This window comes from Alitiscatomonas aceti, from assembly GCF_025567195.1.
GTDB classification, from domain to species: Bacteria; Bacillota; Clostridia; order Lachnospirales; family Lachnospiraceae; genus Alitiscatomonas; species Alitiscatomonas aceti.
On the sequence record NZ_JAOQJF010000010.1, the window covers coordinates 62446 to 76137 of the forward strand.

The 13692-nt window shown below is 53.2% G+C and carries 14 protein-coding genes; 11 read left to right on the forward strand and 3 right to left on the reverse strand.

From position 1 onward, the window contains the following. Window positions 1–220: 220 nt before the first annotated feature. The 3 genes from OCV69_RS07060 to OCV69_RS07070 are packed head-to-tail and all read left to right on the forward strand — an operon-like array spanning window position 221 to window position 3627. A complete protein-coding gene (locus tag OCV69_RS07060) occupies window positions 221–601 on the forward strand; it encodes a PadR family transcriptional regulator (RefSeq protein ID WP_022273215.1) in 381 nt (126 codons plus the stop codon). Further along, entirely contained in the window at window positions 598–2001 is a 1404-nt protein-coding gene (locus OCV69_RS07065) for a DUF2812 domain-containing protein (protein ID WP_158358441.1), read from the forward strand. Before OCV69_RS07060 ends, OCV69_RS07065 begins: the two co-directional genes overlap by 4 nt. A 24-nt stretch (window positions 2002–2025) precedes the next feature. Continuing rightward, the gene (locus OCV69_RS07070) at window positions 2026–3627 is read left to right on the forward strand and encodes an N-acyl-D-amino-acid deacylase family protein (RefSeq protein ID WP_158358442.1); all 1602 of its coding nucleotides are present in this window, start codon (window positions 2026–2028) and stop codon (window positions 3625–3627) included. 126 nt (window positions 3628–3753) lie between these two features. Here the strand turns inward: OCV69_RS07070 and OCV69_RS07075 are convergent, their stop codons facing one another. Next, window positions 3754–4125: a metal-dependent transcriptional regulator gene (locus tag OCV69_RS07075; protein ID WP_158358443.1), complete on the reverse strand. Its 372-nt coding sequence runs from the start codon at window positions 4123–4125 to the stop codon at window positions 3754–3756. Between the two features lie 203 nt (window positions 4126–4328). On the opposite strand from OCV69_RS07075, the gene OCV69_RS07080 reads away from it, so the two are divergent. Genes OCV69_RS07080 through OCV69_RS07090 form a run of 3 tightly spaced genes read left to right on the forward strand, consistent with a single transcriptional unit; the run spans window position 4329 to window position 5669 of the window. After that, window positions 4329–4610 (forward strand): DUF2325 domain-containing protein, encoded by a 282-nt coding sequence (locus tag OCV69_RS07080; RefSeq protein WP_022273211.1) that lies wholly within the window; start codon window positions 4329–4331, stop codon window positions 4608–4610. Window positions 4611–4627: 17 nt separating this feature from the next. Then, window positions 4628–5218 carry a DUF3793 family protein gene (locus tag OCV69_RS07085; protein WP_158358444.1) on the forward strand — a complete coding sequence of 197 codons (591 nt, stop codon included), beginning with the start codon at window positions 4628–4630 and terminating at the stop codon, window positions 5216–5218. Between the two features lie 19 nt (window positions 5219–5237). Continuing rightward, window positions 5238–5669, forward strand: a complete 432-nt coding sequence (locus tag OCV69_RS07090) for a flavodoxin (RefSeq protein WP_158358445.1) — start codon at window positions 5238–5240, stop codon at window positions 5667–5669. Between the two features lie 29 nt (window positions 5670–5698). Here the strand turns inward: OCV69_RS07090 and OCV69_RS07095 are convergent, their stop codons facing one another. After that, window positions 5699–7009, reverse strand: coding sequence for a helix-turn-helix domain-containing protein (locus OCV69_RS07095; protein WP_022273208.1), 1311 nt, complete (start codon window positions 7007–7009; stop codon window positions 5699–5701). 443 nt (window positions 7010–7452) lie between these two features. On the opposite strand from OCV69_RS07095, the gene gdhA reads away from it, so the two are divergent. From gdhA to OCV69_RS07120, 5 genes are all read left to right on the forward strand, one after another. Next, window positions 7453–8805 (forward strand): NADP-specific glutamate dehydrogenase, encoded by a 1353-nt coding sequence (gdhA, locus tag OCV69_RS07100; protein ID WP_158358446.1) that lies wholly within the window; start codon window positions 7453–7455, stop codon window positions 8803–8805. 201 nt (window positions 8806–9006) lie between these two features. Next, entirely contained in the window at window positions 9007–9975 is a 969-nt protein-coding gene (locus OCV69_RS07105; RefSeq protein ID WP_158358447.1) for a hydroxyacid dehydrogenase, read from the forward strand. Window positions 9976–10054: 79 nt separating this feature from the next. Then, window positions 10055–11233 carry a M20 metallopeptidase family protein gene (locus OCV69_RS07110; protein WP_158358448.1) on the forward strand — a complete coding sequence of 393 codons (1179 nt, stop codon included), beginning with the start codon at window positions 10055–10057 and terminating at the stop codon, window positions 11231–11233. A gap of 133 nt (window positions 11234–11366) precedes the next feature. Next, entirely contained in the window at window positions 11367–11933 is a 567-nt protein-coding gene (locus tag OCV69_RS07115) for an RNA polymerase sigma factor (RefSeq protein ID WP_022273204.1), read from the forward strand. Continuing rightward, window positions 11915–12697, forward strand: coding sequence for a DUF4179 domain-containing protein (locus OCV69_RS07120; protein ID WP_158358449.1), 783 nt, complete (start codon window positions 11915–11917; stop codon window positions 12695–12697). The genes OCV69_RS07115 and OCV69_RS07120 overlap by 19 nt, the downstream gene beginning before the upstream one ends. Window positions 12698–12822: 125 nt before the next feature. Here the strand turns inward: OCV69_RS07120 and aroE are convergent, their stop codons facing one another. Next, window positions 12823–13692 carry a shikimate dehydrogenase gene (gene aroE / locus OCV69_RS07125; protein ID WP_158358450.1) on the reverse strand — a complete coding sequence of 290 codons (870 nt, stop codon included), beginning with the start codon at window positions 13690–13692 and terminating at the stop codon, window positions 12823–12825.

Genomic DNA, 13692 nt, shown 5'->3' on the forward strand with positions numbered 1-13692 from the left:
TTCGTAATGACCACCAGGACCAAATCTTTTGCACAATAGAAGATTTGTCACAAAACTACGGCTCCCAGATCTGAAAACATTGTCTTTGGCTGATTTATTGTAAATCCATATCAGGATTTTTTGTTGACAACCTCGATTATCGAGTATACAATAAAATTACAGATACTCGATGATCGAGGTTATGAACGGAGACAAGATCCACATATAAAGGAGGGATGGCATGGCGAGAGAAAAATTCCACACGCTGACAGAGCAGATGTTTTACGTCCTTCTCTGCCTGGATGAGGAGTGCTGCGGGACGGATATCCTGGACCGGGTGCCGTCCATGACCGGAGGCCGGGTGACCGTGGGCTCCGGAACGCTTTATAACCTGCTGGAGCAGTTCTCAGAGGCCGGGATGATCCGGGAGACAAAGGTGGAGGGGAGACGGAGAAGCTATCTCCTCACTGACGCGGGAAGGGAGCGGCTGGGCCGGGAATATGAAAGGATCTGCGCTCAGGCCCGGGATTACCAGGAGATATTCGGGAACAGAAAGGCGGAACGGGAGGTTCTGGACACAGGCTGGGAGGGCCCCATGACGGGAAAGGAGGCGCTGGCATGAAGGACAGAAAGAGACAGCTGGAAAACCTGGCTTTTTATGATAAGGCAGCCATTGAAGACCGGGCGGCCTGTATGGCGGAAAAGGGATGGCTGGTGGAACAGCCGGGGCCGTATTTCTGGAAATACCGGCGGATCGAACCAAAGAGGCTGGCAGTGAACGTGGTCTATTTTCCCAAGGCTTCAGAGTTCGATCCAAGCCCCACCGAGGGCCAGATACAGTTGGAGGAGCTGTGTAAAAGAGACGGCTGGATCCTGGCGGCCCGCTGGGGCCAGATGCAGATCTTTTATAATGAGCAAAAAGATCCGGTGCCCATTGAAACTGATCCGGTGATCCAGGTGGAGACCGTCCGGGCGGCCATGAAAAAGGGGATGCTTCCAGGCCAGCTTCTGCTGGCGGGACTGAGCGTGATGCAGCTTATGATGCTGGGCTGGCAGCTTTGGGAATCCCCGGTGCGCTTCCTTTCAAGACCGGCCACCGCGTATATGATCCCGGTCTGGTTCCTGGTCCTCTGTGCTGTTTTATGCGAGCTCTGGGGGTTCCTGGCCTGGACAAGGCGGGCGGAGAAAGAGGCGGAAAATGGCAGGTTTTACGGGATCCGGGGGAACCGGAGGCTGTCCCTGGCTCTGGCTCTACTGGCTCTTTTTCTCAGCGGACTGATCCTTTGCCAGATGAGCGGCGGTCCATGGGGATTAGCCTGGCTGGCGGTGGTCCTGGGCGGGATCCTGGCCATGACGGGAGCTGTCATATATATCCGGGAGCGTATGAAAAAACGTGGGGCCTCCCGGAAAAAGAATCTCTTTTTTACCATTGGTCTGACAGTGATCATGTCCTCCTGCTTTGTGGCAGCCTTGACGGTCATGATATCTTCTGTGGGGATCACGAAGCGGAGCAGGCCTGTGGGGACCTATGACAAAGGCGGCTGGGAGATGGAGGTCTATGACGATCCCATTCCCCTGGAAATGAAGGATCTGAGGGATGCGGGCTGCGATCAATGGTCCACTATGGCGAGCCGGGCGGAGACGATATTCCTGGCCCATACGGAATACAGCCAGAAGCCCCTGACAGAGGACCGGTCGGTCCCGGATCTCCGCTATGAGGTGACGGAGGTAAAGGCGGGCTTTTTATACGGCTTTTTAAAGAAACGGCTGCTCTGGGAGCGGCAGGACGTGGTGGCTGACCAGATGGTGGTCATGGCAGACCACTATGAGCTGGTGGATCCGGCGCCGTGGAAGGCCCTGGACGCCTACCGGGTATACTGGAGCGGCGGTTATCTCAACGAATATCTGGTATTTTATGAGGACAGGATTCTGGAGATCCGGTTTGGCTGGGAGCCGTCAAAATGGCAGATGGCTGCAGCGGCGGAAAAGCTGGCGGGGAAAGTGGAAGAAAGTAAAAAATAACATAAATAAAAAGGAGAAAAAGGTATGTATGATCTTTTAATCAAAAACGGAACCGTAGTGGATGGAACGGGAGCGCCCCGTTTCCAGGCGGATGTGGCTGTGAAGGACGGGAAGATCGCCAGGATCGCTCCGGGAATTGCAGAAGAGGCGGAGACGGTGATCGATGCCACGGGACTGGTGGTGGCTCCTGGCTTTATCGATACCCATACCCATTCGGACGGTACGGTCTTCAGCCCGGAGACCACAGGCTACAACCATCTGGAGGATGGGGCCACCACGGAGCTGGCAGGCCAGTGCGGTTCTATGGCGGCTCCGTATTATGGGGAGTTTGATCCGTCCCATGGGATCTCCAGGGAAGAATATGAGAGGATCTGCGAAAGCTATACTTCTTACTTTGCATATGTGGACAGCATCCCCCACGGCGCAAACCTGGCGTTTTTTGCAGGCCAGGGCCCCATCCGCGGCAAGGTCATGGGCTTTGGCGACGGAACTCCAAATGAGGAACAGCTGGAACAGATGCGCAGTCTGATGCGGGAGGCCATGGAATGCGGCTGTCTGGGCTTTTCCACAGGCCTTGTATACACGCCGTCGGTGTTTGCAGGCACCCATGAGCTGGTGGAGATCGCCAAGGTGGCCCATGAGTACGGCGGCGTATACACCACCCATATCCGCGGGGAAGGAAACCAGCTGAAGGAATCCATCGAGGAGGCCCTGGTCATCGGCCGGGAAAGCGGGATCCCCGTGAATATTTCCCATATCAAGGTCATCGGCCGTCAGAACGAGGGAAACAGCCGGGACATCATCCGGTATATTGAAGAAAACCAGAAGGCCGGAATGACCATCACCGCCGACCAGTATCCGTTCACCGGAGGCTCCGCCCCGCTGATCTCCCAGATCCCGCCCAAATATCTGACCGCAGGAAAGGCCGAGGGACTGCGCTGTCTGGCAGAGAGCGCAGAGCTGAGAAAGCAGGCGGAGTGGTCCATCTTCCATGAGGCCCATGAGTTTGAGAGCAACATCTACTCTGCGGGCTATGAGGGCTGTCTGATCGCCGGCGCATATAAAACAAAGGAACATATTGGAAAGACTCTGGCGCAGCTGGCAGAGGAACAGGGAAAGACTCCCTTCGACGCCTGCATCGACCTGCTGGCGGCCAACGACGGCATTGTCCAGGGCATTTATTTTTCCCAGAACGACAGCGACCTCTTAAACTTCATGAGCCAGCCTTGGGTGATGTGCGGCAGCGACTGGAGCGATTATGGAGCGGTGGTGGATCGTGAGAAGAAGTATGGAAGTCATCCGAGAGCCATGGGAACCATGGCCCGCCGCCTGGAGCTGATCCGGGACAACGGCCTCTGGACGCTGGAGGATGCCGTTTACCGTCTGACCGGAATGCCGTCAGAGGTCTACGGACTTCCCATGATCGGTAAGCTGAAAGAGGGGCTCAACGCAGACATTACGGTCTTTGATTATAAGAATGTCTGGGCCAATGCCGATTACGACCATCCGTTCCGCAAAAATAACGGGATCGAATACGTCATCGTAAACGGAAAGACCGCGGTAAAGAATGGCGAGTTTACGGGAGTTAAGAATGGAAAGGTCCTTCGGATGAAGAGGGAAAGATAGGAGAAAGCTGCAAAAAGATCTTTAAAGAGAAATCGCTGAGGCCGTAAGGCTTCAGCGGTTTTTTCGTGGGTCTTACCTAAAATGTGTTTATGGGATCCCAATGGATCCCATTTCCTGCCCTGCTCTTTATACGGACGTCTGCTTTAAATGGTCCTTAATGGCGGCAAAGCTCTCCTCGCTGATGACATGCTCGATCCGGCAGGCATCCTCGGAGGCAGTCTCTCTGCTGACGCCCAGGGATTCCAGCCACTGGGACAGGATCCTGTGACGCTCATAGATCATTTCCGCAATCTTTTTTCCAGTGGGAGCCAGGGTAATGTGGCCGTTTTCGTCCACGCGGATATGGCCGCTGTTGCGGAGATTCTTCATGGCCACGCTGACGCTGGGCTTGGAAAATCCAAGCTCATTGGCGATATCGATGGAACGGACGTATGGCTTATCCAGACTGAGGACCAGTATGGTCTCCAGATAATTTTCTGCTGATTCCTGTATTTTCAAACGAGCACCCCCAAAAACATTTTGCAGTGATACCGGAGACCAAAAGCCGTCCGCCCGGCATCTTTTATGACCAGTATAGCATAGGAAGATCCGTGGGTCAAATTGAAAAAGCTTGACAAAAAGGTTAGCAAGCGCTAACTTATAAGCATAGGTTAGATAGAGCTAACTAAAATAAAAATCACAGACCGGGAAGGAGAATGGATATGAGCGTTGTGATCGTTGGAGGCCATGACCGGATGGTCAGGCAGTATAAGGAAATCTGCGAGGACCATCAGTGGAAGGCGAAGGTATTTACCCAGATGCGGACCGGACTGGATAAACAGATCGGATGTCCCGATCTTCTGATCCTGTTTACCAGCACGGTGTCCCATAAAATGATCCGCAGCGTACTGGATGGGATCGACGAGGCCAGGACCAGCGTCGTCCGCTGCCACACCAGCAGTAAGAGCGCCCTTACAGAGATCCTGGAGAATCACAGCGTTTAAGGAGGGAGGAGAGACTCATGAGCGAGGAAGCTTTTCACATTATGACGCAAATGGATCTGGAGGGGGCTGAGACCCAGGCAGTGCTCCAGTGCGCTCCGCTCCTTACGGGGATCAAAATGTCCAACCTCCTCCATGTCCGGGAAGGGCAGCAGAGGGAGGTGGCTTCCATGTTTGAAGCGACGCCGGTCTCCAGCCGGATCCTCTATAAAAAGAATGGCCGGATCTCTGTTTTCCTATACAGGGAGCAGAGGCTGAAGCGCTTCCTTTCGGTGGGAAAGGTGCGGAGGCTTTTGGATTCCTTTGGATACAGGGGCATGGAGCTTCCGGAGATCCTGTCCAGGCTTTCGGACCGATATCAGCGCCATATGGACGGCAGGGGAGACTTCCCCCATGAGATCGGTCTCCTTCTGGGATATCCGCCCGAGGATGTGTCCGGCTTTATCGAAAACGGAGGAAAAAATTTCCTCTGTTCCGGCTACTGGAAGGTCTATAAGGACCCCGCCAGGGCAAGAAGGATCTTTGACGGATACGACAGGGCCAGGGAGGCGGCCATCCGTATGGCGGGAAACGGGACCGGGATCCGGGACATTATAAAATATACATCATAAATCACAGGAGGAAGAATCAATGGATATGATCATCATCGCGTACTGGACACAGACAGGAAATACAAAGGCCATGGCAGAGGCTGTGGGAGAAGGCGTGGAAATCGCCGGGAAAAAGGCGGATGTGCGTCATATTTCGGAGGTGTCCATGGACAGCCTGAGAGAGGCGCAGGTATTTGCCATGGGCTGCCCGGCCATGGGGGCTGAGGTGCTGGAGGAGGGGGAGATGGAGCCCTTTGTGATGGAAGTGGAGGGCTTTGCCCAGGGAAAGAGGATCGGTCTGTTCGGCTCCTACGGCTGGGGAGACGGCCAGTGGATGCGGGACTGGGAGGAGAGGATGAAAGCGGCTGGAGCCGTCCTTGTGGGAAGAGAGGGTGTCATCGCCAACGAAGCGCCGGACGAGGACGCCCTGGAGCAGTGCAGGGCCCTGGGACGGGAGCTGGCCTCCATTTAGAAAGCGCGCCTTCCAGGGCAGCCTGCATTTTAGAAAAAGGCATCGATGAACTGTTCTTTTAAGAAACGGTATTGTCTTGTGGGCCGCCCCTTTCCCTCCTGGCGGAGGGGTTCGATCTCTTCAATGAGACCGGAGTCCAGGAGCTGCTGCAGGATCCGGTTGCAACTGCGGCTGGTGATGTTCAAAAGCTGGGACAGGGAGGCGGCGGTGACCACGGCATCATTGTCCATCTGGAACAGGCCCACGATCCTCAGAAGATTGCTCTCATTGATGCCGTTTTTCTGGGAGTAGGCCAGAGCCTTGGTATTGGAGTAGCTGTAATTTAAATTCCTGGTAAGAGAGAGTGGGCCGGTGAGGACATTTTCATCTCCGTGGATAATGAACCCGTCGTTCTTTCCGTAACGGATGGCCTCCTGGAGGGCCTTTTCCGCCTGGTAATGGCTCTCCCCCAGGGAGTTCCCGAAGCCGGCGCCCAGGCGGAATTCCAGGTCTCCCTTCTGGTCCAGATAGGAGATCAGATCCTGGATCCGGTCGAAGCTCTTCTTATAAAGATCCGTGTCCATGTCCAGCTCAAACCGGTTGGATACGGAGCGGATGGCAAAGTCATAATGGTATTCCCGGCGGAAGTCCAGAAGATATTTGTGCAGGGTGATCTCCAGATACTCCCGGTCCTGGGAGGTGATGTGCTCCGGATAGATCAGCTTCACCAGGACGATGAGCTTTGTGTCCTGGCTCTGCTGCTTCAGGCGGATGGCATTGACCGCGCTCTTTATGGAGTCACGGATCATCTCCTCTGTGGGCAGGATATGGATGTATGGGATCTTCAGCTTATTGAGCACGTTGAGCTGGTTGGTGGTCCGGGTCAGCATGATATCGATTTTTCCGCCTTTCCACAGCTCCTCGGCCCGTTCCTTTAAGGTCTCATAATTGTATACGGGATTTTCAAACAGGTAAGGCATGTGGGCGGGGGCCAGATACTGCTTCAGGTTCATATAATCGTTGACAGGCGTCAGGAAATCAATGTAGACCCGGGTCAGCGGGATATGAGGATACCGCACCACAAAGTTTAAAAGGATGGACAGGATGTGCTTATCCTCATAGGAGATCAGGGTACAGGGGACCTTGATATCCGGTACATGGGTCAGCATGTAGGAATAGCCCAGCTCCCCGGAGAAGAACATAACGTCGCAGGAATCCTTGCACTGTTCGTAAATATCCTCGATCTCCTCCAGGCGGTCATACACATATTTATGGAAGAGACAGCCGAAATCCTTCATTGCAATGGCACGGTCGATGAGATCCATGGATTTCTGTGGGCTTACGATGCTGATGGTGATCATGGAAACGCTCCTTTCTGAGGTGCAAAAAGTCTTTTAATGACAGTTATGTCGATAAATCGCTTTGCAGTAAAATCGTATCACAGATTCTTGACAATGTCAAAAGCGTATGTTAAAATGAAGACAAATAAAAGACGTGAAATGCATAAGTCCGAAATAAAAGAGCTTTTCTGCTGTTTACTTTCCGCCGAGGGAAACGGATGATACGGAGGGGAAACGGAATGGACAAGGGTAGCGATATCCTCGAAACTCCGCAGAACTGCTGGATATTACATATTTTTTCTGAACAGTAGGGACAAAAGATGGAAATATCCTCCCGGAGTGGCTCTTTTATAACCTTAATTGGGACGCAAGTGTCTCATAAAAGCCTTTATGTATTCCGAGTCTCTTATTTTGTGCAGAGCACAGGGGTTAAGTAATCCAAATTTTAAGGAGGTATTTGCGAAATGAGCAAGTATATTGACAGAGTATTGGCGGAAGTTAAAGAGAAAAACGCAAACGAGCCGGAATTCCTTCAGACTGTTGAGGAAGTGTTAGGAACCTTAGCACCGATCGTTGACGCTCATCCGGAATATGAAAAAGTTGCCCTTCTTGAGAGAATGGTAGAGCCGGAGAGAACCATCGAATTCCGTGTTCCGTGGGTTGATGATAATGGCCAGACACATGTTAACCGCGGCTACCGTGTACAGTTCAACGGCGCAATTGGACCGTACAAGGGAGGCTTACGTTTCGCTCCGTCCGTAAATCTGTCTATCATGAAATTCTTAGGTTTCGAGCAGACATTCAAAAACAGCCTTACAACACTCCCCATGGGCGGTGCAAAGGGTGGTTCTGACTTTGACCCCAACGGTAAGAGCGATGCAGAGGTTATGAGATTCTGTCAGTCCTTCATGACTGAGTTATACCGTCACATTGGTCCGGATGTAGATATCCCGGCTGGTGACCTTGGCGTAGGCGCTCGTGAGATCGGCTATCTGTATGGCCAGTACCGTAAGATCCGCGGTGCATTCGAGAACGGCACGATTACAGGTAAGGGACGTTCCTTCGGTGGTTCCGTGATCCGTCCGGAGGCTACTGGTTACGGCGCTGTTTACTACGTAGAAGCTGTTATGAAACACGAGAACGATACACTGGCTGGCAAGACAGTTGCAGTATCCGGCTTCGGTAACGTTGCATGGGGTATCTGTAAGAAGCTTGCTGAGTTAGGCGCAAAGGCAGTTACACTGTCTGGTCCGGACGGATACATCTACGATCCCGACGGAGTTGTAACAGAAGAGAAGATCAACTACATGCTGGAAATGAGAGCATCCGGACGCAACCGTGTTCAGGACTACGCTGACAAGTTTGGCGTACAGTTCTTCCCGGGTGAGAAGCCGTTCGGTCAGAAGGTTGACATCGTTATGCCGGCAGCTATGCAGAACGACGTTCACATGGCAGAGGCTGAGAAGATGGTTGCCAACGGTCTTAAGTACTACATCGAGGTTGCCAATATGCCGACAACAAACGATGCTCTTAAGTACTTAATGAGCCAGCCGAATATGGTTGTTGCTCCGTCCAAGGCTGTAAACGCAGGCGGCGTTCTTGTATCTGGTCTTGAGATGAGCCAGAACTCCGAGAGATACTCCTGGACAGCTGAGGAAGTTGACTCCAAGTTACATCAGATCATGACTGGTATCCATGATGGATCTGCAGAAGTAGCTGAGAGATACGGCTTAGGCTACAACCTGGTTGCAGGTGCTAACCTGGTTGGCTTCCAGAAGGTAGCTGACGCTATGATGGCTCAGGGTATTGCCTGGTAATTTGCTAGCAGTCCGTTGAGTGTCTTAACTGAATCCAACTGAAATATTGGGGGCTGTTACGGGTAAATATGCCCGCGGCGGCCCCTTATATATTCCTGGCAGCAGAGGCTTGTAAACCTCTGGTACCGGCGGGGGCGAGAGATCAGAACCCGAAATCCGTTAATATCAATACGATGTACAAATAGGAAGGAAGTATTGGAAATGGCATTTACAGTTTTTTACACCGTTCAGATCAGCGACGTTGCAACAAAGATCTTTGAAGCAGCGGGTGGAAAAGCCGTTGTAACAAACCACTTTTTCGACGAGGCTGGCTACATTGAGGAATTAAAGGCATTAAAGCCGGAAGCAATCATGTGCCGTACAGAGCCCATTACCGCAGCGATGATGGACGCCGCCGGCCCCAATTTAAAGGTCATCGGCAAACAGGGCGCAGGCCTCGATAATATCGACATTGCAGCAGCCACAGAAAGAAAGATCCACGTGGTATACGCACCGGGCCAGAATGCCCAGTCCGTTGCTGAGCAGGCCGCATTCTTAATGCTGGCATGCGCACGCCGCTATAATTATGTAGACAGACAGTTCCGTTCTGGAAACTACAAGGTACGTTTCGGCCTGACCAATACCTATGAGCTTCAGGGAAAGACCCTGGGTCTTGTGGGCTGCGGCCGTATCGGACGTATGTTAGCCACCATCGCAAAATGTGGTTTTGGCATGAATGTGATCGGTTATGATCCGTTCTTAAAGCAGGAGCAGCTGGGCGACCTGATCACACTTGTGGAGAGCCAGGATGAAGTATTTAAGCAGGCAGATTTTGTGAGCCTCCATACTCCGCTGACTCCGGAGACAGAGCACAGCATTGGTATGAGAGAATTTAAGCTGATGAAACCGACGGCTTCCTTCATCAACGCCAGCCGCGGCGAGGTCGTAAACGAGGCAGAGCTGATCCAGGCTATGCAGGAGAATGTGATCACCTGTGCAGGTCTTGACGTAACAGAGAAAGAGCCGCTGCCGTTGGACAGCCCGTTATACAGCCTTGACAATGTGATCCTGACACCGCATACTGCAGCTACCACAGAGCAGTCTGTGATCCGCTGCTGCGAGACCGTTGCCAACGACATCTGCGCCGTTGTTGACGGGAAAGATGCAAAGTTTGCAGCGAACAAGTTCTAAAAACAGAAAACCATAAATGGGAGGGAACTCCAGCGGCCGGGCCACTGGGGCCCTCCCTTTTTAATAAGGAGGGGATGGCATGGGTACGATGACAGAATCCGCAAAAGCGCTGCTGCCGGAGCTTATAAAGATCCGCAGGGATTTCCATGAATATCCGGAGCTTTCCGGAAAAGAGGAGGAAACGGCTAAAAAGGTGGCTGCTTATTTAAAGGAAATGGGCTGCGACCAGGTGATCGAGCATGTGGGAGGCCATGGCGTCATCGGCGTGATCAAGGGCGCTTCGGAAGGCGGCGTGGTGGCTCTCCGGGCAGATATGGACGCTTTGCAGATCCAGGAGATGAATGAGACGGAGTACAGATCCAGAAACGACGGCGTCATGCACGCCTGCGGCCATGATAACCATATGACCGGGCTTTTGGGAGCGGCAAAGCTCCTTTTAGAGCGGCGGGACCAGATCCATGGTACTGTAAAGCTGGTGTTCCAGCCGGCAGAGGAGTTGTCTCCCGTGGGCGGCTCCAGAGGGATGCTGGAGTCCGGATATCTGGATGACGCGAAGGCGGTCTACGGACTTCATGTATGGCCGGACCTTCCCCATGGAAAGGTGGGAGTAAAGGCAGGTCCCTTAATGGCTGCCACCGACCACTTTACCATTACGATCCATGGAAAGACGGCCCATGGAGCAAAGCCGGACCAGGGCATTGACGCGGTGGTCCTGGGAGCCCAGTTTGTTATGGCGGCCCAGTCCATCGTCAGCCGGAAGGTGGATCCTCTGGATAATGCGGTGGTCACATTCGGGATCTTCAATGCGGGAACCAGGTATAACATCATTGCCGGAGAGTGTGTTCTGGACGGGACCGTAAGGACCCTCAACGAGAACACCAGGGATATGATCGAGGATTCCATGAGAAAGCTCCTGGACGCCATCTGCCTCCAGTCCGGGGCCACAGCGGATATCGTATACGGACGGGGATATCCGGCCCTGGTCAATCACGAAAGGGATGCGGCCCTAATCAAAAAGACGGCTGTGTCCTTATTTGGAGAAGAGGATGTGGTGGATGTTAAGAATCCCGCCATGCCCGCCGAGGACTTTTCCTTCTATCTGAGGGAGAAGGAAGGAGCGTTCGTATGGCTGGGAACCGCCCAGGAGGGAAAGACTCCATGGCCGCTCCACAACAGCCGGTTTGACGTGGACGAGGATATTTTATGGAGAGGGGCCGCGCTTTTAGCCCAGACGGCCATCGACTATCTGAACGCATAAGCGGAGAATTTTATGGGAAGCCGGGGGAAGACTCCGGTTTCCTTTTTCTGTTTTATATTTTTTTGAACCTTTTGACGGCTTCAGTCCTCTATATAGCAGGTGCACCAAATAAGAGGGAAGGAGGAGCAGGCGGATGGAAGAAGCAGAGCTGGTAAGAAAAATGATATCCGGCGATAAAGACGCGTTTGCCGGTTTAATGGAAATATATCAGAAACAGGCTCTGAGAGCTGCGTACCTGATCTCTGGAAACTATGCTGACAGCGAGGATATCGTACAGGAGACCTTTACATCCTGCTATATCAACCGGAAGCAGATCCGGGACCCGGAGGCCTTTAAGGGCTGGTTCTATAAGACCCTGTCCCGGACGGCCTGGAGGGTCTGCCGGAAGGCCAGACGGGAACAGCCTGCAGAGGAAGTGTATCCGGAGGAAAAAGAGGCTCCGGGCGGGCTTTTAAGCCGCGTGATACTGAAGGAGGAGGAGCAGGCCCTTTACCGGGAGATCTTAAGGCTGCCGGTGAAGCAGCGGACCGTGATCATCCTTTATTATTATAATGAGATGACCATAAAGGAGATAGCCGCAGCCTGCGGATGTCTGGAGGGGACCGTCAAATCGCGTCTTTTTCACGGAAAGGCCAGACTAAAGGAAGCCCTGACGAAACAGGATCAAAAAGGAGGCGCCACATGGACGATCTTATCTTAGAAAAAAATTTAAAAGAGACTTTAAATAAGAAGTCAGAGGAAATCGGCGGCTCCCTGGCAGACCAGAGGATCCGTACAAGAGTTTTTGAAGCCATTGAGGAGGAAAAAAATATGAAACATAGGAATTGGAAAAAAACAGCAGTTGCAGCAGCCGCCATCTGTATCCTTGGGACCATGACTGCCGTTGCCGTAGGGCGTCCGGCGTTTATCCTGTCTGGAAGCAGCCGCAATGAGATCGTAAGGGATTATGATCAGGCGGTACAGATGCAGGAGGGCTATGATGGCCGTGTGAAATCTGTGGAAGGCTTTTCCAACGGATATACCTTTAAGGAGGCAGTCCCCAAGCATGAGGAGACCCAGGATGAAGGGAAAAACCGTCTGGACCAGGGCATGTCCATGGCATTTACCTATGAAAAGGAGGGGATGGAGGACGTGGAGCTTTCCGGAAGCCGCCTCTTTGTGGGGATGCAGGACGAAAGCTCTGCGGATCAGGTCATGACCCTGGAGGACGGCACCGTGCTTTCCTATTCCAGTACGGTCAATAAGTTCGTGCCGCCGGATTATGAGATCACAGAGGAGGAGAAGAAGCTCCAGGAGGAAGGAAAGCTGAACGTGGCCTACGGAAGCGATGAAGTCGAGGTCATGACCTCTGCCGCAGTGACATGGGAACAGGAGGACATCAGCTACTGCCTGTTTACGTTTGAAGAGAGTATGAGTGCGGAGGAGCTGCTTTCCATGGCAAAAGAGGTGGCAGAGCAGGAATAGAAATATCCTGCCTGGAACGCCATGGGGCGGAAGGAGTTCCTGGCGCGGAAGAGATTTTCTGAAAGAAAAGGGGCCGCTGCAAAATAGATGGGAAGTCATCTATAAAGCAGCGGCTCCGCTGCTGTTTAAGAGAAAAACATATTTTTGATCAGAGCCACAGGCATTTCTTTTCCGGTCCAGAGACGGAATGCCTCGGCTCCCTGATAGAGGAGCATATAGGATCCGTTGAAGGCGGGGAGGCCTTTGGCCCGGGCCATGGAAAGGAGCCGGGTCTCCTTTGGATTATAGATGATGTCGGAGACGATGAGGCCGTCCGGCAGGAAGGATGCATCGGGAATGGGGCAGGCATCCTCGCTGGGGGCCATTCCCAGGGAGGTGGCGTTGGTCAGGATCCGGCTCTGGGACAGTTCAGAGCGCAGCCGGTCATGGTCGGAAAAATCGCAGAGGCTGATAATGCAGCCGGTCTTTTTCCTCAGCGCCTCTGCCGTTTCCCTGGCCCGGTCATAGAAGCGGCTGGAGGGCCTTAAAAAGACGGAGATCTCCCGTACTCCGTCCAGGGCCGCCTGGACCAGAATGGCTGTTGCAGCTCCTCCGGCTCCCAGGAGGGTCATTTTTTCTCCGGAAATCTGAAAGCCCGCATCCTTTACAGACTGCATATAGCCTGCGCCGTCGGTATTGTGTCCGGTGAGGACGCCGTTGTCGTTTACGACGGTATTTACAGCCCCTATGAGCCGGGCTGCGGAGGAAAGTTGGTCGCAGAGGGACACCATCCTGTTTTTATCGGGCATGGTCAGATTAAAGCCGCGGGCATTCATGGCCTTCAGACCGTCCACGGCGGCGGGAAGGGTCTCTTCGTTTACGTCAAAGGCCAGGTAGCGGTAGTCCAGGTCCAGGGCCTCGAAGGCCGCATTGTGCATCATGGGGGAAATACTGTGGGCACAGGGGCTGCCAAGGAGGCAGATGAGGCCCGTATGCCCGGTGATGGTATGTTTCAT